Source organism: Ruthenibacterium lactatiformans, assembly GCF_000949455.1.
GTDB classification, from domain to species: domain Bacteria; phylum Bacillota; class Clostridia; order Oscillospirales; family Ruminococcaceae; genus Ruthenibacterium; species Ruthenibacterium lactatiformans.
This window is the reverse complement of sequence record NZ_JXXK01000001.1, coordinates 300,893-316,989: the sequence shown is the minus strand read 5'-3', so window position 1 is coordinate 316,989 and position 16,097 is coordinate 300,893. Positions and strand designations below refer to the sequence as shown.

Annotated in this window: 22 protein-coding genes and 1 pseudogene; 3 read left to right on the top strand and 20 right to left on the bottom strand. The window is 53.2% G+C overall.

The window, feature by feature from the left end; genetic code table 11:
* Positions 1-41 precede the first annotated feature (41 nt).
* The gene (locus tag TQ39_RS01530; protein WP_050004304.1) at positions 42-914 is read left to right on the top strand and encodes a hypothetical protein; all 873 of its coding nucleotides are present in this window, start codon (positions 42-44) and stop codon (positions 912-914) included.
* A gap of 190 nt (positions 915-1,104) precedes the next feature.
* On the opposite strand, the gene TQ39_RS01525 is transcribed toward TQ39_RS01530, so the two are convergent.
* Positions 1,105-1,392 carry a CD1845 family protein gene (locus tag TQ39_RS01525; RefSeq protein WP_050004303.1) on the bottom strand — a complete coding sequence of 96 codons (288 nt, stop codon included), beginning with the start codon at positions 1,390-1,392 and terminating at the stop codon, positions 1,105-1,107.
* A gap of 206 nt (positions 1,393-1,598) precedes the next feature.
* Between TQ39_RS01525 and TQ39_RS01520 the strand changes: the two genes are divergently transcribed.
* Positions 1,599-2,279: a hypothetical protein gene (locus TQ39_RS01520; RefSeq protein WP_050004302.1), complete on the top strand. Its 681-nt coding sequence runs from the start codon at positions 1,599-1,601 to the stop codon at positions 2,277-2,279.
* Between the two features lie 36 nt (positions 2,280-2,315).
* Here the strand turns inward: TQ39_RS01520 and TQ39_RS01515 are convergent, their stop codons facing one another.
* The 14 genes from TQ39_RS01515 to TQ39_RS01455 all read right to left on the bottom strand — a co-directional run bounded on the left by TQ39_RS01515 (position 2,316) and on the right by TQ39_RS01455 (position 11,672).
* Complete coding sequence (locus tag TQ39_RS01515) at positions 2,316-2,663, bottom strand: plasmid mobilization protein (RefSeq protein WP_050004301.1); 348 nt, start codon at positions 2,661-2,663, stop codon at positions 2,316-2,318.
* Positions 2,664-2,711: 48 nt separating this feature from the next.
* The gene (locus TQ39_RS01510) at positions 2,712-2,840 is read right to left on the bottom strand and encodes a DUF4316 domain-containing protein (protein WP_412433793.1); all 129 of its coding nucleotides are present in this window, start codon (positions 2,838-2,840) and stop codon (positions 2,712-2,714) included.
* Positions 2,841-3,025: 185 nt separating this feature from the next.
* Positions 3,026-3,379 carry a cysteine-rich VLP protein gene (locus TQ39_RS01505; RefSeq protein ID WP_050004300.1) on the bottom strand — a complete coding sequence of 118 codons (354 nt, stop codon included), beginning with the start codon at positions 3,377-3,379 and terminating at the stop codon, positions 3,026-3,028.
* Positions 3,380-3,383: 4 nt separating this feature from the next.
* Entirely contained in the window at positions 3,384-3,560 is a 177-nt protein-coding gene (locus tag TQ39_RS21165; RefSeq protein WP_167541515.1) for a hypothetical protein, read from the bottom strand.
* Positions 3,557-4,294 carry a DUF4366 domain-containing protein gene (locus tag TQ39_RS01500; RefSeq protein WP_050004299.1) on the bottom strand — a complete coding sequence of 246 codons (738 nt, stop codon included), beginning with the start codon at positions 4,292-4,294 and terminating at the stop codon, positions 3,557-3,559. Before TQ39_RS01500 ends, TQ39_RS21165 begins: the two co-directional genes overlap by 4 nt.
* Positions 4,291-4,536, bottom strand: a complete 246-nt coding sequence (locus TQ39_RS01495) for a DUF4315 family protein (protein WP_050004298.1) — start codon at positions 4,534-4,536, stop codon at positions 4,291-4,293. The genes TQ39_RS01500 and TQ39_RS01495 overlap by 4 nt, the downstream gene beginning before the upstream one ends.
* Before the next feature lie 11 nt (positions 4,537-4,547).
* Complete coding sequence (locus tag TQ39_RS01490) at positions 4,548-6,302, bottom strand: C40 family peptidase (RefSeq protein WP_050004297.1); 1,755 nt, start codon at positions 6,300-6,302, stop codon at positions 4,548-4,550.
* Positions 6,283-8,667: a VirB4-like conjugal transfer ATPase, CD1110 family gene (locus TQ39_RS01485; RefSeq protein WP_207641394.1), complete on the bottom strand. Its 2,385-nt coding sequence runs from the start codon at positions 8,665-8,667 to the stop codon at positions 6,283-6,285. The genes TQ39_RS01490 and TQ39_RS01485 overlap by 20 nt, the downstream gene beginning before the upstream one ends.
* Complete coding sequence (locus TQ39_RS01480; protein WP_050004296.1) at positions 8,597-8,971, bottom strand: PrgI family protein; 375 nt, start codon at positions 8,969-8,971, stop codon at positions 8,597-8,599. Before TQ39_RS01480 ends, TQ39_RS01485 begins: the two co-directional genes overlap by 71 nt.
* 2 nt (positions 8,972-8,973) lie before the next feature.
* Complete coding sequence (locus TQ39_RS01475; protein WP_207641395.1) at positions 8,974-9,522, bottom strand: MT-A70 family methyltransferase; 549 nt, start codon at positions 9,520-9,522, stop codon at positions 8,974-8,976.
* Between the two features lie 17 nt (positions 9,523-9,539).
* Complete coding sequence (locus TQ39_RS01470) at positions 9,540-10,325, bottom strand: DNA-methyltransferase (RefSeq protein ID WP_050004294.1); 786 nt, start codon at positions 10,323-10,325, stop codon at positions 9,540-9,542.
* On the bottom strand, positions 10,315-10,566 hold the full coding sequence (locus TQ39_RS01465) for a hypothetical protein (protein ID WP_050004293.1): 252 nt from the start codon (positions 10,564-10,566) through the stop codon (positions 10,315-10,317). The genes TQ39_RS01470 and TQ39_RS01465 overlap by 11 nt, the downstream gene beginning before the upstream one ends.
* 14 nt (positions 10,567-10,580) lie before the next feature.
* The gene (locus tag TQ39_RS01460) at positions 10,581-11,447 is read right to left on the bottom strand and encodes a VirB6/TrbL-like conjugal transfer protein, CD1112 family (protein WP_050004292.1); all 867 of its coding nucleotides are present in this window, start codon (positions 11,445-11,447) and stop codon (positions 10,581-10,583) included.
* 12 nt (positions 11,448-11,459) lie between these two features.
* Positions 11,460-11,672: a Maff2 family mobile element protein gene (locus TQ39_RS01455; RefSeq protein ID WP_050004291.1), complete on the bottom strand. Its 213-nt coding sequence runs from the start codon at positions 11,670-11,672 to the stop codon at positions 11,460-11,462.
* Between the two features lie 185 nt (positions 11,673-11,857).
* Between TQ39_RS01455 and TQ39_RS01450 the strand changes: the two genes are divergently transcribed.
* Positions 11,858-12,817 carry a hypothetical protein gene (locus TQ39_RS01450; RefSeq protein WP_156146145.1) on the top strand — a complete coding sequence of 320 codons (960 nt, stop codon included), beginning with the start codon at positions 11,858-11,860 and terminating at the stop codon, positions 12,815-12,817.
* Between the two features lie 8 nt (positions 12,818-12,825).
* Here the strand turns inward: TQ39_RS01450 and TQ39_RS01445 are convergent.
* From TQ39_RS01445 to TQ39_RS01425, 5 genes and pseudogenes are all read right to left on the bottom strand, one after another.
* Positions 12,826-13,707: pseudogene (locus tag TQ39_RS01445) on the bottom strand (VirD4-like conjugal transfer protein, CD1115 family); the annotation flags it as partial.
* A 93-nt stretch (positions 13,708-13,800) separates the two neighbouring features.
* Positions 13,801-14,166 carry a hypothetical protein gene (locus TQ39_RS01440; RefSeq protein ID WP_050004289.1) on the bottom strand — a complete coding sequence of 122 codons (366 nt, stop codon included), beginning with the start codon at positions 14,164-14,166 and terminating at the stop codon, positions 13,801-13,803.
* A gap of 77 nt (positions 14,167-14,243) precedes the next feature.
* Positions 14,244-14,417: a transposon-encoded TnpW family protein gene (locus TQ39_RS01435; protein ID WP_478002385.1), complete on the bottom strand. Its 174-nt coding sequence runs from the start codon at positions 14,415-14,417 to the stop codon at positions 14,244-14,246.
* A 63-nt stretch (positions 14,418-14,480) separates the two neighbouring features.
* Positions 14,481-15,344: an ATP-binding protein gene (locus tag TQ39_RS01430; RefSeq protein ID WP_050004287.1), complete on the bottom strand. Its 864-nt coding sequence runs from the start codon at positions 15,342-15,344 to the stop codon at positions 14,481-14,483.
* Positions 15,341-16,075, bottom strand: a complete 735-nt coding sequence (locus tag TQ39_RS01425) for a phage replisome organizer N-terminal domain-containing protein (protein ID WP_050004286.1) — start codon at positions 16,073-16,075, stop codon at positions 15,341-15,343. The genes TQ39_RS01430 and TQ39_RS01425 overlap by 4 nt, the downstream gene beginning before the upstream one ends.
* Positions 16,076-16,097 lie beyond the last annotated feature (22 nt).

The window sequence follows — 16,097 nt, the reverse complement described above, 5'->3', positions numbered from 1 at the left end:
ATTTAGAAGAATGAACTTTGTTGAGAAAGGGAGACATAAAAATGGAAACTTCAATATTAATGCCTGTACACCCTCAATTCATGGACGTCTTTGAAACATTTATGAACGAAGAACAAAAATCAAAGATTCGTGCAAATAATGTGCGTCAATATATTGAAGGTATCATCGATTTGCTGTTAAAGGATAAAGTTACTCCACATCTAAAACCTACGGAACCTTATGAAGGTATAAACTGGAAAAGAAAGCTCAAAATTATTAGAGAGCACTATGATGCAGGCATAGCAGATAAAATTCAGTTTATTTTTAAGGTTGGCGGAGATGGGTCACATTTCAGCGGACAGGTAACTGATGATGATTTACGCAAAACCATAGAACAGGCATCACATATTGTTGAAGACATCTTTATTAAGTATTTTCTTAGTCCTGAGCACAAATTTGGTAGTGAGAATATTTTTACCATTTTTAGCATGTTACCTCTACATAACAGGATATATATTTTGGAAAACCTCTATAAACAAGAAAAAAACCAATTTATTGTAGACCGCCTTTCACTAGCTTATTTAAAAAGCGGTAATCAAGAGAAGGCTACTCGCCTTTTAGAGGCGGCTTTTCGAGATAAAGTGATTGATGAAAATTTCAAAAATATTCAATTACAAAAGCTGCATACCTTGGATGAGAACCTAAAAAAACTGTATGAGATAAATGCTGATTACGAGCATGATTCGGAATATTCTAAAGCAATTATATTAGATGGCAGATTAGTGGTTGGTCTTCCCACTTCAAAGGATGTATTTGAAACAGCAAGGGCAGTTGAGGTATTTAAGAATTGGTTTGATGAAGACAAAGATAAATATCCTGAATTTATAAATTTATTTTTATGTTTAATGGCAAGCGATAACCGTAAATATATATAAGTTTTGGCAACAAAATGATTGTCGATATGATAGCTGTCGCAAAACATAATTTTAAGAATTAAAGGCAAACAAAAAGCCACCAAGATCCACTAAATCTGCGAATCTCGGTGGCTTTCTTAAAGCATCAATTTGCTGCCTTGGGCTAAAATCCGTATTTTCCCACAAGCCCATAACAAGTTGTCCCGAAGTATCAGCCTGTGATGAAATCCTGCAAGGAGTATTTTAGCGAGTAGAGCCTGTCCATAAGCCAGTCAGCGATGGCAGGGATGCCAAAGGGCGAAACGAGAAATGCCAGTACAAGGAACACTATGCCGCCCAGCGTCTGGCCGCCGATGAACAGGACAAGGGCCAGCAGGGTCAGCACCACGTAGCCTATATGACACAGCGCCGAAGCCACGCAGTATAGAAATGATATGATGGCAACGATCAGGGTCAGCGCCACCACAAAGGGAGCGGCAAGGATTTTAATAACAATCATATCAGCAGCTACCTCCCATAAAACTTGCTTGGTTTGTGCTTCTATGATAATTGTACCTCTGAAAAAATCGGGGCACAAGGATGTCAAACTAAGATGATGAAAGGACAAATATCTTGAATCCCATGTTGCATTAGGTCGATTTAGGTAATATGATATTTGCAGATAGTCCATTGGTTTACAGGACTTAAATATTGGAGGAATTAGTTATGAAATTATCTCCGGCTGAAAAAGGAAAAGTTGTTTCATGTTGCAATGATAATTTAATTTCTGATTATGGTTTTGATCCGGACAGGGAATATCCGATAGATTGGTTTAAACGCCAATTTTCATTTGTCCAAGACCAAAAGGTGCGTGAGCATTTAGCAGATGAGTTCTACCAAACAAGATTTGCATATACTCTCATGCAAACACTTAGTTTACCAATGGCCAAAAACAAAGGCATTGTAAAATTTCAAATCATCCAGTATGCCTCTATTTGTGAAGCCTTACTTAACTATGCTTTGGAAACATATTTCAAAGAGGAATTTGAAAGCAGGTATGCAGCTACTACTTATGTAGATTTTCCATCTGCATTGTCAATTAACACTAAAATCACATTTGAGGGCAAACCATTATACCTGTGCAAGGGCAAAACCGAAAAAGCCAAAATCACTTGGACTGCCAATCCTACAAAAGCTACATTTGCGTTAGAAAAAGGTGTTTTATCTCAGGATACAAAAGATAAATACTGTGCTTTGTACGATTTGAGAAACAACGCGCATATTCTAAAAGCCGCGACAGCTGACTATTATCCAAAGCTCAAAGAAGCAAGTGCGGGTTATGAACTGGTATTTCATTTCATTGCCGAAATACGCGCATTTTTTGAGGCAAATCCAGTAGACAACTAAATAAAAAGTGGGGGACGGCGAAAGCCGCCCCCCTAATTACATCTCCACCACTGACGACAGCTTTTTCAGCAGGTCGGACAGCGGCCCCCAAAGGTCAGCGTAGTCCCGTTGCAGGGCCTTGATCTCGTCGGGGTAAATGCCGCCGTAGGTGTTCACATGGATCGCCACTTGATTGAGATTATTGGCGCACCGCCGCTGGAGGGACACCAGCTCCCGGATGTTCGAAAGGTCAACATGGAGCACATAGCCATTCAAAGCCATTTTCCGTATATAAGCCCCCATGTTGGAAATGCCCGCCTCGGCCATGCGTTCCCCGATCAGCTTCTGCTCCTCCGGCGTCACCATCACATGAAGATGGACACAGCGGCGGCGTTTCTTTGTCACCGCTCCTCACGCTCCCGGCTCCTGTGCTTGTTGGGGGGCTCCTTCACCTTATCCAGCTCCTTTTCCGGGGGGGTGGGGCGGCCGGGCCGGGCCGTTGTTCAGCAGCCCGTCGATCATGTTGTAGTTCTGTTCGGTGGACAGCTCCACGGTTTTCATCGGGTTATCCTGTTCGCACATAGTACCTCCTTTTTGTAAGCAGAAATGACCAAGACTTTGGGACAAAATGTCCCGAAGCCCCGGCGCAAAGTGTGGAAAGCATTTGCCCTAAATTGGGACAGCCAATGAAAACATATTACCCACTTCAAATGCGGCCCCGGAAAGCCTTGAAATATGGGCATTTCCGGGGCCTAATTTTCCACGCATCAGCCTCGCTTTTTTCTCATGTAGTTTCTCTTTTGCTGTCGCAGAGCAGTCCTGGCGCAGCCGGAGGAGCAATACCGTGTCCGGCCATCGGGGAGAAAAGCCCTGCCACATACCGGGCAGGGCCGGGTTTTCGGGGCGGGGCCTTCCGCAGCGAGGGACGCCTCCAGCACGGGATCATTGGGTAACACCGCCTCCCGGAAGTAGCGGCACAGCGCCCCCGTCCAGTACTTCTCCAGCATATAGCAGGGGCAGTCCAGCGGCAGGCAGCCCACATCCCGGTCATAGTTGGCGCACAGCCTTGTCACCAGCTTGCGGATGGCCGCCTTTTCCTCACGGGTCAGCTCTCGGGCCACCGTTTCACCTCCCGCCGCCAGCGCCTTTCAGCAGTTCCCGGTAGCAGGCCACGCACCCGATCCCCCGCCAGTAGGGGCAGCCGTGGCAGCGGGAGCCCTCCGGGGCCTTGACAGGCTCGGGCCGCTCATACCGGGGAACCTGCTGCATCATCGTTTCATAGGGACTGTTGGTGAATTTCATTTGTCGCCCTCCGTTTCGTCCTCGTCCTCCTCGTCCCACGGCGGGGTGTCGTCGTAGGTTTCCAGCTCGTCCCCGTAGTCCTCCTCGGTTTCAGCGGCCCGCTGCTGCTTGGGGCGGTAGACCTTGAAATACCACCCGGCTCCGCCGCCCACCAGCGCCACCGCCAGAATGAGCAGGAGCGGCCCGGTGTTTCCACCCGCCTGTTCGGGCTCCTGCTCGGGGGTATGCTCCGACTCCTCCACGGGTTCGGGCTCCGGCTCTGCCCCCACGCACTCGGTCATATTGGTGGAGCAGACGGGGCAATCCATATTGATCGCCCCCGCCACGCACTTTTTCGTACAGGTACACTCGGGCAGTTCCGTCCCGGACGCTTCCAGAGCGGCCAGCAGATCGGCCTCGTCCACCACGCTGAAAAAGTAGGTTTCGTATTGTTCAGCGTCCTCGTCGGTGGGCTTGTCGTAGTCAATGACGATGTAAAAGGTGCTGCCGCCGCTGGTCTGAACGGTGATAAACTGCTTGTTGGTGTGCTCGTCATAGAGCAGATCCCGGGTCACAAGGTTGCCCTCCTCGGTGAAGCTCTCGCCGGGCTCAATGGTAGGCTCGGGGGTGGTGGTTTCCTCCGCCGGGTCAAGGCCCTCCCATTCGGGGCCGCCCCCGGCGTAGGCCGTGACGGAGAAGCCGCACAGGAACACGGCAACGCACAGCGTTACCATCAAAACACGCAGTTTTTTCATTCAGACACCCCCTCGGACTTCGGGACATTTTGTCCCAAGGTGGCCCTGGCCCGGATCTGCTGGAGCGCCACGGGCAGCTCGGCAAGAGGGATGCTCATGCCACGCACGATGTCCACGATCTCGCTGTTTTCCGCCTCCACCTTTTTCTGTTCCAGCTCCTTCAGCCGGGCCTGCTGTTCGGAGATTTTGGCCTTGACCTTTTCAATTTCGGCCTCGATCTTTGCACTTTTGGAAATTGCCATGAAAGCCTCCTTTACGGTAAACGCCCGTAGGCGTAGAAATGAGATTGCCAATAACTGCTGTTGAGGTTGGTATAACTGATGGGATCTCCACAATGGAGCATCCAGCCATCCCCCACATACAGCCCACAATGGCTGACCCCCGGCGTGTCGTAGGTGCCGACAAAAAACACCAGATCGCCCGGCTGGGGTGAGCTGGTGGGGGTGCAGTAGTTGTATAGGCCCTGGGCCCCCAGCCGCCCCACATTCCAGCCGCATTGATTGAGCACCCATGAGAGGTAGCCGGAGCAGTCAAAGGAAGTGGACGGGCTGGAGCCGCCCCAGACATAGGGATAGCCGATGTACTTTTCCGCCTCGGTGAGCAGGGCGGAAAAGGTTTCGTCCGACAGATATTCCTCGGGGACTTCATGCTCCACGGGATCGCCCTTGTACTTGCCCACATAGTCGGAGCTGGGGAACAGATCGGGACGGTTGCCCAGCGTCGCCATGTAGAGGGCATACCGGGAGAGCTGTTCCTCGCCCATGATGTAGACAGGCAGGTGGGAAAGGTTTTCGTTGGAAAGGGTCACGGTGCAGATGTAGTAGTTGTACGGCACTTCCACATCGTAGTCGTTGCCCTCGCTATCCGTCCGGGTTTCCGTCCGATACCGCACCTCCACCACCACATCCTCGGTGAGAATGTACTGGCGGTCAAAGAGCATTCGCAAAGTGTCCTGCACCTCGTTCAGCGTCCATTCCCCCTCATGCCATGCGCTGATGATGGACAGCAGGACATAGGGGTCATGTTCGATCTCGTCCAGATCGTAGTGGTACTCGTCATAGTCGTGGGTGCTCTCGTAGGTGTCCAGATAGTTTTGCAGCTCAGCCTCCAAAGCACAGTAGGCAGCCTCCGCCCCCAGCAGATCAGCGTCCTCGGCGGGATAGGTGGATGCCCCGATAGCCCCCGCCGTGCCGTTGCCCAGCGTTGCCAGCGAGGACATACAGGACTGCATCATCACCAGCAACAGGAACACCGCCACAAACAGCAGCGCCCCCACGGGATGCCGCTTGACGAAGCCCACGGCCCGGGCCGCCAGCTTTTCTGTGGTGACTGCTGTTTTTTCAGCGGCCTTGGCCCCTTGCTTGGCGGCCTCCCGTGCTTGTTTGGCATATTGCCGCTTGATCTTCTGCTTCTGGATCAGCCGGGACAGGGCGTTGCCCCGCATTTCCGGGTGCTCTTGGGCGGCCATGCGGTAGTGATAGTCCGCCGTGGCCTTGATGTGCCTGGACTCGGCCTTGCGGACAGCCTTGGCCGGGTGCTCCCGGATTTTCTTTTGCACAAACCGTTTGCCGTGGCGCAGGGCGGACTCGCCCACCAGCTCGGAGCGGTGAGCGCCCTCGGTGCCCACATTGTCCTGCTCCACTTCAAACATCTTGCCATGCACATAACCGTGAACGCCTCCACCCACCGTCCCGGCCACCCGGCGAACCGGGCCGGGCGGCTTGGGCGGTTTCTGTTTTGCCAGCTTTTCCTTGGCCTTCTCCAGCTTTTCACCCCGCTTTTCCATGCGGAGCTTGCTGGCGGCAGTCTGCTCCTGCTGGCTCTTGTGCCGGAACTTCGTCGTCGCAAACTTCGCTTTAGCTTCTTTGGCGGCACTGCCGCCAAAATCCGCCCGCTCCGTTGCTCCTCCTCTCCCCACAAAGTCATCCGACTTTGTGGGGGCCCCGTTTGGGGGCTTCGGGACATTTTGTCCCGAAGTGGCCCCGGCCTTATTCGTCTTTTCGCTCATGGGCCATATCCTCCGGGCGGGTGGTCAGCAGGTTATAGATTTCTCCCTTGGGGAACCGATCCACAAACGGGATGGTCACATTTCCATAGAACAGCAGTCCTTCGCCGGAATTGGAGTGGGTGATGTAGGAGAGCTGGTGCTCGGAAATGCCCAACTGCTTGGCGAGGATCGCCCGATCACTTTGGGCCTGCGACAACAGGATCAGAAAATCCGTGTTGTCCAGAATGTTGGAGATGGCCGGGCTTGCCAGCAGGTCTTTCACATTTTGCGTGAGGGCGCTGGGGACGCAGCCCTTTTTACGGAGCATCTTCCAAACGGCCACAAAGTAGCTGGCAGTGAGCTCGTCCCGCAGCAGGATATGGAACTCGTCAAAGTAGCACCATGTAGCGATCCCGGCCTTGTGGTTGGCGTTCACCGCCGCCGTGACAAACTCGTTGGTGGTGTGCATGGCGATCTTGCGGAGGTTTTCGCCCAGCCCTTTAAGGACGATACACACCACCCGGGAATTGAGGTTGACATTGGTGGGGTGGTTGAACAGGTTGAGGGAGCCGGTGCAGTAGAGCTCCAGCGCCGTTGCCACACGGCGGGCCTCCGGCTCCGGCTGTTTCAAAAGCTCCTCGTACAAATCCTGCAACAGCGGGGTTTTGGCCGTTTCCAGCCCCAGCGCCATTTCCCGGTACACCAGCCGCACACAGCGGTCAATCACAGTTTTCTCAATGGGCTGCAAGCCCTCCCGTCCGCCCACGATCAGCTCACACAGGGACAACAAAAAATCCGCCTTCATAGAAAGCGGACTTTCATCGTCGTTGGCGTTCATCTGCAAATCCATAGGCGAAATGTGGTGGGGGCTGTCCGGGGCGATGTCGATGACCTGCCCGCCCAGTCGCTGCACCAGCGGGGCGTATTCGCCCATCGGGTCTACCACGATGATCCGGTCATTGGTGGCAAGGAACACATTGATCAGCTCCCGCTTGGCGGCAAAGCTCTTGCCGGAGCCCGTGGAGCCGAGGTACATCCCATTGGCCGATTTCAGCTTCTTGCGGTCAGCCATGATGACATTGTGGGAAAGGGCGTTCATGCCGTAGTAGAGCGCCTGCCCGCCCATGCGGAGCTCCCGGGTCATAAAGGGAATGAAGATGGCCGTGGAGCTGGTGGTCATGCCCCGCTGGATTTCAATGCCGTTGTACCCCAGCACCAGCGAGGACACGAAGCCCTGCTCCTGCTGCCAGTCCAGCCGCTTCAAGGCGCAGTTGTATTTCTGTGCGATGCCGCCCACGGTGAACACATCGTTTTCCAGCCGCTGCCGGGTGGGAGCGATGTTCACCACAGTAAAGGTCAGCAGGAACATCCGCTCGTTGCGGGATTGGAGGTCGGCCAGCAGCTCGGCGGCGTCCTTGGAAAAGGTAATGAGGTCAGGGGGCAAAATCTCCATATCGTACCCGGCCCGCACCGCCTTTTTCTGCTCCTCGGCCTTCATGCGGCCAATATCAGAGATTTTCCCCTTGATGGTCTTGATGGCTTTGAGCTGATCCACCGTCCGGATGTGAAGCGTGACGGTGAGCTCGGCGTCCAGCTCCAAGATTTCCGCCAGCAGCTTGTCCGAGAGCTCCGACGCTAAAATCTGCAAGTAGGACGCAGCGCCCCACGACTGGCCCACCCGGAAAGTCCGGGATTGCCGGAAGTCGAAGCTGTCCGGGGCGATATAGTCCTTCGTCCCCATGCCGTGCCGGGGAATGTCTTTCCACGAAAAGCGGAACGGCTCCCGGCTCCCCGGGTGCATCTGGCCGTGAAGCACCGCCAGACGGTCACGGCCATCCAAGGGCTGGGACTGTACCCCCAGCCGTTTGAGGTTGCCCATGACATCGGCCTCCACACGGCCCAGCCGGGGCCGGGCCTCGGCCACGCTGCCAGCGGGCAGCCCAAAGGTGATGTACTTGGTGCGCTCAATGCCGTTGTTGCTCTTGGCGATCTGGCCTTTGAGCATCTCCACATATTCATGCCGGATGCTGTTGAACTCGTCCTCCTGTTCCGGGATATTCACCTTGTAGCGGTTGGCGCTGCGGGAACGACGGTTGACAAAGGAGAGCTGAAAGGGCAAGGAACTGTCAAAGTAGTTGAGAAACGAGCTCCACCCGCCGAAGATAGCGGTCTGATCCTCGGTGGACGCCACGGCGTAGTTGATGTCCTCATACTCCACGGTCTTGGTGTAGATGCCGCCGGGGAGCTGACACACCCCGTCTGGGTGCATCGCCACATAGGGGATGGTCTGCTGGGCGGACACCACCGCCCGGCGCTCATTTCTTTTTGCGTTTGGTTTTGTTTTGGCTGCGTTCAATAGACTCCTCCTTTCCCGTGAATGGAGCATAGATATTCTGCGTCCGATAGGGCCGGATGCCGGGGCGCAGGAACTTGGTGTTGATCATGTTCCACAGCACCTTTTCAAAGGGCAGCCCGTCTTTTTCGTACATCGCCATGAGAAAGGCCGGGAGCATGATCCCCAGCATGACGAACAGCGCCCCGGTGTTGCCGATGGCCCCACGGGTCAGCAGATAGGTGGGAATCCCGATGGCCGCCCCGATCCCGAAGCAGATCAGCTGCCGCTTGGTGAGATTAAAGGCAATCTTGGTTTTGATTTTGGACAGATCATTGGGGACATTCACATAGGGCATATTCAGCCTCCTTCCTTGGGACAATTTGTCCCGAAGTCCCGGAGCGTGGACTGTACCTCGTTGCCCCACACATCCCAGCCGGGCGGGGTCTGCCGGGCGAACAGCTCCACACGGGGCAGATCGCCCATGAGAGCCACAATTTTGTCCCGGGTTTCGTCCGGCTTTTTGCTGTGGGCCTCGATGGGCGAAATGATAAACTGGTGGATGTTGGCCGCCTGCCGCTTGGGGTGGCCCCGTGTCGCCAGCAGGCACACCTCCGCATTGGCCCGTGTCCAGAAGCCCAGCCCATAAAACCAGCTGTCCGCCTTACGGTTTTTCTTGAGCCAGACAAAAGCCACGCTTTTGTAGGTGAAGCCCCATTCCCGGATCAGCCGCAGGGCCTCCGGGAGCTGGGGAAAGGTGGCCCACAGGAAAAGTGCGCTGTCCGGGGCCGCGAGATCGGCCACAGGCAGCGCACAAAGCTCGTCTATGCTCATGGTGGGGTAATGATGCTCCGCTGCCCCCTGCAAGCCCTTTTGGGAGTAGCGCCACGGGGGATCGGCATAGATGATGGAATATGCTCCGATAATTACACTCCTTTCCCGCCACGCTCCACAGCCAGCCGTGCCTGCTCAATGCGCTGGACGGCGGGGCCGTAGATGGCCGGGGCGTTTTCAAAACAGATGAAGCGGCGGCCCGTATTGAGGGCCGCCACCGCCGTTGTGCCGGAGCCAGTGCAAATATCCGCTACCACCGCTCCTTCGTCGGTGTAGGTCTTGATGAAGTATTCGCACAGCTCCACAGGCTTTTGTGTCGGGTGGATGCCGCCCATCACCGTGGGGACAAACAGCACATTTCCCGGATAGCGCCGCCCATCGCTTGAACCGGAGCCTTGCCGCACAAATTTCCCGTAGTTGGTACTCAGGCCGCTGCTGGTGTGCGTCCGGGTGTATGGCTTGCCGTAGGTGAATTGCGGGTGATAGACCGGGGACTTCTGGTAGAACACCAGAATGTTCTCTGACTTTTTCAGCGGGGCTCGGTTGGCGTTGAGAAAACCTGTGCCCCGTTCTTTGTACCATACCCACTCATAGCGGAGCATGGACAGGTTGGACGCTCCCAGCACCTTGTCATAGGGGCATTGGGCGAAGAACAGTACCGCTCCATTGGGCTTGACCGCCCATTTCACCGCCTCCCACAGCTCGGGGAGCGGCAGCGGCACATCCCAGTAATTCCGGGTGGTGCCGTAGGGCGGATCGGTAAGCAACATATCAATCGAGTGCTGGGGCAGGGACAGCAGCCCCTTGATCCCGTCCATAAGGTACAGTCCCTCCGCCATGTTTGGGACATTTTGTCCCAAAGCGGCTCTATCGGTCATGTCTGGGCTCCTTCACCGCTGCCTTGGCGGGACGGGCGGCGTTGTCCCGGGCGGCCTGTGTGCGGCCCTCGGCCAGCCGCTGAGCAATCGACCTGGCGTCGCTCTCACCGCCCAGCAGCTCCCGCTTTTGCAGCACCTCCTCCGTTTCCGCCATGAAGCGGTACACATCCGCCTCGGAAAATTCCTCCGGGGCTTTTCCATTCCACAGGGCCGTTCCGTCCGGCCCGTATCTTCTTGGCATACAACACCCCTTTCTTAATGAGCACTAAAGATGCTCCGGGCAATCGTCCCTGTTTTGAACAGGCAGAAGCACAGCAGCACCGTGTACCCCACACAGCCCCAAATGGCCCCGATGGGGTCGCCGCCCGTGGCGATCCCTTGAATGAGCACCGCATAGATGGCGACGCACACAAGGATCAGCATCCCTTGGAATCCCACGGCAAACAGGGATTTCAAATAGTTTTGGCCCATGCTGCCCAGCTCCCGGTTGGAGAGGGTCGCCACAGGCAGCGGAGCCAGACTTGTGAGTAGGTAAATCTCAATCATGCGCCCGTAGACGATGACGAAAATCACGATGTTCAGCGCCCACATGGTCACATGAATGAGGAACGATTGGAGCCACAGCCCAAGCAGAGCGCCAAGGCTCATGGTTTCCAGACTTGCCTCCAGCGTGTCGATCATGGAGGAAGAAATGTCCGTTGAGCCCTGCACAATCCCGGCTGCGCTGGCAATCACACTTTGGGACACATCAAACACCGCCATAACGATATTGAATGTGTTGGACAGAATGAGGATGGCCGCAGCCGTTTTGAAGATCCACTTAAAAAAGATCCAGTAGTCCAGATCGTGCAGGTTGTTTTTCTCAATAATGAGCTGGATCAGCTCATAGGTGGCAACAAAGGTCAAGACCAGACCGGCAACCGGCAGTATCACCGTTTCAGAAAGCTGCCGTATGAGGGAAAAGACCCCGGCGTTCCACGCCGCCGGGGTCGTCCCCACTTGCACCGCAATCTCTCCAACACGGGTATTGACCGTATCAAAAAGCCCCGTGAGGTTGCCCATGATCCCCTCGATCAGAAGCCCTTTTAACCAGTCTGTCAGCCAGTCGGTGAGAAATCCCATAAGCTATCGCCCTTAAAACAGGCCGGACAGCAGGGGGATCAGGGTGGTGCCCAGCACGATGATGCCGCCGCCCGCCATGAGCTGCTTCATGCCCTGGCTTTTGGCACCGGGGTTGTCCGAGCCGTAGCCCTCCAGCAAATTCACCACGCCCCACACGCCAAGGCCAGCACCGAGGGCAACAACGAGGGTCTGCAAAGTGTCGATGGCAGAAGAAAAGAACTGCATATAGCCTCCATTTCTCCGGGGAATACCCGGACATGAAAAAAGCCGCCCTTACAGGCGGCAGGAACAGGTATGTATTGTTTTGGGAGGAGCTCTTGGAATGGCAACCATCCTTTCTCTTATTGAATAGTTTGAAGATAAAAGATAGAATTGTAACGGTACCAATAAGTTATAGGAGGGGAAATGTTTTGACTGAACTGGAGTATTTTAAGAATTTTAATATTGGAAAAGAAATAGACCTTGCAGGAACATTTGCGTACAATGCACTTTCAATATTAAATACGACACAGGATGTTTACTTGAATGACCAAATATTTATGTTCTTGTATAACGCCTCAGTCAGTGTGGAACGGATGCAAAAATGTGTTCTTTTTATGTACGGTAGCTATAACGGATCAGAAATTGAACAATTTGCAGAAACAATTAAAATTCATGATCACCAAAATCTTCAATGCAAAATAAATAGTCATACCAAGAAAAAACTATCCGAAGAACAAAATGCATTGCTGATTCTATTGCGGAATTTTTATGCTGATGGACGATACTCAAATTATTCCACGGATAACGCCTATGACTATAAATCAGCTCTTGAAAACTTCGTGAAGCACTACTATGACGCTTCGATGGTCAAAACTCATTTTTTTAGAGATGATACCTATATTTCGGAAGAAGCTAAAGAACGGATTGGCCGAACTTTAGGCAAATTATTATGCTACTATTATGATTTGATCAAAGAAAAAGCACATGAATTAAACCTATACACTTATGAGCTTAGAGATGGGTCACCTGCTGAAAGAGTGTTTCTAAACACTTTCCCCAAAAACTCTTTACAAGCAATAAATGCAAGTGAACGAAATGCTTTAGCCGAATTGATCGTATATTTGATTACCAATAAAGCCTCGACAGGATATTTGAATTATGTGCGAGGTCTTGAACCGCTTGATCTTGATCCGCATTTGGTGCCGGAATACCTTGCTGACATTATGAACCGACAAATCCCACAAAGCCTTGTGGATGAAGTAGAATCAATCTACGAAAATATGCCTCATAAGCAAGTAGCCGATAGGAAAGGCTCCATCTCAATAATCGGGGAAACTCATGTGTATTTTCCAGAAGATGATGAAGATGAAGAAGATAGCCTGAATTAAAAACAGCCTTATACAAAGGCGTCCGGGTCATCGAGATCGTCATAGTTGAGGATGTCCTCGTCTGTGAGCGCCTCGTCCGGCACGGTCGCCTCGTACACCTCACATTCCTCGGCCAGCCCGGGCCGTCTGCGGCGGTTGATGAGCTTGTCGAGGGAAAAGGCGTTTTTCTGTTTGTCGGCCTCCGCCGTGTACTTGTAGTTGGGGTGCTGCTTCAAATCGTACTTCTTGGAATAGAACGGGGGCAGGCCCCGAAGCTGCAAGATGCACCTGTCGCCGGGCATGGTGGCAAGCTCGCTGGGGGTCATCAGCTCCCGGCCCAGCCGTTGGTTGTTTTGGCTGTAACTTTCCGACTGTCCCCGTGTCCGGCCATCCGTCTGCATGGAGATCGTGGCCTTGCCCAGCCAGTTTTCGGATATTTCCTTAATTGTGCTGGACTCACGACCACCCAAAAACACCACACTGTCCATGTTGCCGAGGATGGTTTCGGCGTTCTTGTCATAGATAGCCTTGCATTGGGCCAACTGCTGATAAAAGAGGGTCAGACTGACCTCCCGGGAGCGGATCACGGCCACCAGCTTTTCAAGATTTGGCACCTGTCCCGTGTTGGCCGCCTCGTCCCACAGCACCCGCACATGATGGGGCAGGCGGCCCCCGTGAACATTGTCCGCCCGTTCACACAGCAAATTGAACATCTGCGAAAAGGCCAGCGCCACCAAAAAATTGTAGGTGCTGTCGGTGTCGCTGATACAGAAGAAAGTGGCCGTGCGCCTGTCGCCCATGCGGTCAAGCTCCAGCTCGTCATAGGACATGATCTCCCGGAGCTGGGGAATGTCAAAGGGGGCCAGCCGTGAGCCGCAGGAAATCAAAATGCTTTTTGCGGTTTTGCCAGAGACGAAAAGTCAAGGACTTTTTCATCAAATTCACAAAAAATCTAAAAAAGGTGTCAGAAGCACTGTAGGGCTCCTGACACCTCGTTTGATAGATTACATTTTTCCGTTCAGCAGGTCTTTGCAGAGATACGCATAGTCTGGCAGCTGGTTGATATATGGCTCCCAGCGCCGCTTGATTTCCGCCAATTCCAGCGGATCGGCTTTCTCCAGTGCATGATCGTTGCCTGTCATATATAAAACATCCGTAGCAACATCATCCAAACACCTGCCGCAGAGATCAGCAGCTGATTCTATCCTAATGCCAGTATCCACATAAAGCGGATTGACGCCAATCGCCAGCCAGACATAGCCTACCTTGTCCGACCAGAGCAGTTCAAAATCAGGGCTTTGCCGCAGATGTTCCGCAAAGACCTCCTTTACTCGTTCAATTTCATGCTTCTCTTTTTCTGTGTAAAGCATTTTCGTGTCCTCCTTGACAAAAATTTTGGTGCGTACCATTATCAGTTTAGCACAAGGCGGCTTCGTTTATCAGTCTGTCACATCTGCTGAATTTCATTTTTGAGCATACGCTTGATTTTATCGCTCATGGTTTCTGTGCTGGTCTGGCTGAAATGGACATGAACCTTGTAGGTTGTCTTGCCGATTTTCTTTACCATCGCTGGCGTGTTTTTCGGCGCTCTGGACGCAGTAGCGGCGTCTGTCACCTGCATAGTATGGGGTTCTTTGTTCATGGCGCTCCTTTCTCCGAACGGGTCTGTGCCGCCGGTAAAAAATCAGTCGTGCTTACTGTTTACAATGTCTTTTGCTGTCTGTCGGGTAGCACCGACATTTTCTTCCCGGAAATTCTTCCCGTCAAAGAGAATCGGCGCGCACCGTTCCAAAATACGGTCATAGATACGGGCGTGGGCCAGGTCAGGCGGGTTTTTGAGTTCGGCCAGCTTCAGGTTGGTGGTGATGATCATGGGCCTGCGGCTGCGGTAGCGGCTGTCAATGACGAAAAACATCTGCTCCATAGCATATTCGGTACTGCGCTCTACTCCCAGATCGTCAATGATAAGCAGGTCATACTCGTCAAAGCTGGCAATAAACTCCGACCTGTCCTCGGAAAACATTCCCGTCAGACGGTTCAGGATGGTGGGAAAGTTCGTCATCAGCACCGGCACATCCCGGTCAAGCAAAGCATTGGCAATACATCCGGCGAAAAAAGACTTGCCGGTTCCCACATCTCCAAATAGCAAAAGCCCGATATTGCTCTTATATGCCTCTTTCCAGTTCTCCACATAGGCGTGAGCCTTGTCCATCAATGGGTTTTGCCCGTTATCATTGGAAAATGTGTAGTCATACAGATAACGGTCTTGCAAGCCCTGTGCCTTTCGGCGTTTGATACGCTCCATGCGGCGCTGCCGTTCTTCAGCAGCCTTGCGCTGCTCCTCAGCCTCCTGCTGGCACTGGCAGATGCAGCGCGGCATAAAGTAGCCGGATTTCCCAAAGCATGGCACAACGGTCTGCCTCTGGCCGCCGCATTTCTTACAGTGAATGAGCCCGTCTGACGGGTCTATATACTCGTCCCCGGCCAATTCCACACCGGCAGCTGCCTTGTCGATCAGCGCCCGGATTTCTGCGGTAATCTCAATCATACAGTTTCATCCTCCTTTACGCTGTAATCCCGGTTGCGGGTGGGCGGGGCCGCCTTTTTCGCGTCCTCACCGGCCCAGCGCCGGATGGTGGCGGCATGGCTCTGATACCGCTTGCCGGTAGAGGCCATGTACTCGGACAGCTTTTCGATGTACTGGCCCCATACAGTGGGAAAGCTGGCCTGCAAGTCTGCCAGTTCTTCATCCGTCAGGAAAACATTCTGGTAACGGCCATAGGCGCGGGCGGGGTGTCCCTTCTCTATCTCTCTCTTTATCTCTATCTCTTTCTCTAACTCTATCTCTATCTCTGGTGGACGAATGTCGGACAAATGTCCGCCACTTGTCCGGAGCGCAGAAAGCGCCTTATTTTGGAGCCTCGCAGCCCGCTTTCGCTCAGCCTCGGTAGAGGACTGGCCGATTAAAAGTTCGATGTTGCTCATGTAGAATGTGCCGCTGTCCAGCACCTCCACAAGACCCAGCTTCAGGAAGATTTGCAAGGCCCTCTCCACAGTGCCGATCTGCTGGCGGGTGATGGTGGCGATCATCTGCGCCGTGTAAGGAATGTCCTCGTCAAGTTGAAGCCGTCCGCCATGTTTCAGCGATTTCAGATACAGCTTGAGCAGAATGTTGGAATACAGCACACCATCCTGCATACTTTCCAGCAGCACGATGGAATCATCGTCAAAATAGTTTTCTTTGAGTTTCAGGTAATAATATTTTCGGTTGTCTGACATAGAGTTCCTCCTTGGGGTTTCT

What these genes read in the sequence shown, in the direction of transcription:
- TQ39_RS01530 (WP_050004304.1), top strand. Translation starts at nt 42, where the DNA reads ATGGAAACTTCAATATTAATGCCTGTACACCCTCAATTCATGGACGTC.
- TQ39_RS01525 (WP_050004303.1), bottom strand. Translation starts at nt 1,392, where the DNA reads ATGATTGTTATTAAAATCCTTGCCGCTCCCTTTGTGGTGGCGCTGACC.
- TQ39_RS01520 (WP_050004302.1), top strand. Translation starts at nt 1,599, where the DNA reads ATGAAATTATCTCCGGCTGAAAAAGGAAAAGTTGTTTCATGTTGCAAT.
- TQ39_RS01510 (WP_412433793.1), bottom strand. Translation starts at nt 2,840, where the DNA reads ATGTGCGAACAGGATAACCCGATGAAAACCGTGGAGCTGTCCACCGAA.
- TQ39_RS21165 (WP_167541515.1), bottom strand. Translation starts at nt 3,560, where the DNA reads ATGAAATTCACCAACAGTCCCTATGAAACGATGATGCAGCAGGTTCCC.
- TQ39_RS01500 (WP_050004299.1), bottom strand. Translation starts at nt 4,294, where the DNA reads ATGAAAAAACTGCGTGTTTTGATGGTAACGCTGTGCGTTGCCGTGTTC.
- TQ39_RS01495 (WP_050004298.1), bottom strand. Translation starts at nt 4,536, where the DNA reads ATGGCAATTTCCAAAAGTGCAAAGATCGAGGCCGAAATTGAAAAGGTC.
- TQ39_RS01490 (WP_050004297.1), bottom strand. Translation starts at nt 6,302, where the DNA reads ATGAGCGAAAAGACGAATAAGGCCGGGGCCACTTCGGGACAAAATGTC.
- TQ39_RS01485 (WP_207641394.1), bottom strand. Translation starts at nt 8,667, where the DNA reads ATGCTCCATTCACGGGAAAGGAGGAGTCTATTGAACGCAGCCAAAACA.
- TQ39_RS01480 (WP_050004296.1), bottom strand. Translation starts at nt 8,971, where the DNA reads ATGCCCTATGTGAATGTCCCCAATGATCTGTCCAAAATCAAAACCAAG.
- TQ39_RS01470 (WP_050004294.1), bottom strand. Translation starts at nt 10,325, where the DNA reads ATGACCGATAGAGCCGCTTTGGGACAAAATGTCCCAAACATGGCGGAG.
- TQ39_RS01465 (WP_050004293.1), bottom strand. Translation starts at nt 10,566, where the DNA reads ATGCCAAGAAGATACGGGCCGGACGGAACGGCCCTGTGGAATGGAAAA.
- TQ39_RS01460 (WP_050004292.1), bottom strand. Translation starts at nt 11,447, where the DNA reads ATGGGATTTCTCACCGACTGGCTGACAGACTGGTTAAAAGGGCTTCTG.
- TQ39_RS01455 (WP_050004291.1), bottom strand. Translation starts at nt 11,672, where the DNA reads ATGCAGTTCTTTTCTTCTGCCATCGACACTTTGCAGACCCTCGTTGTT.
- TQ39_RS01440 (WP_050004289.1), bottom strand. Translation starts at nt 14,166, where the DNA reads ATGCTTTACACAGAAAAAGAGAAGCATGAAATTGAACGAGTAAAGGAG.
- TQ39_RS01435 (WP_478002385.1), bottom strand. Translation starts at nt 14,417, where the DNA reads ATGCAGGTGACAGACGCCGCTACTGCGTCCAGAGCGCCGAAAAACACG.
- TQ39_RS01430 (WP_050004287.1), bottom strand. Translation starts at nt 15,344, where the DNA reads ATGATTGAGATTACCGCAGAAATCCGGGCGCTGATCGACAAGGCAGCT.
- TQ39_RS01425 (WP_050004286.1), bottom strand. Translation starts at nt 16,075, where the DNA reads ATGTCAGACAACCGAAAATATTATTACCTGAAACTCAAAGAAAACTAT.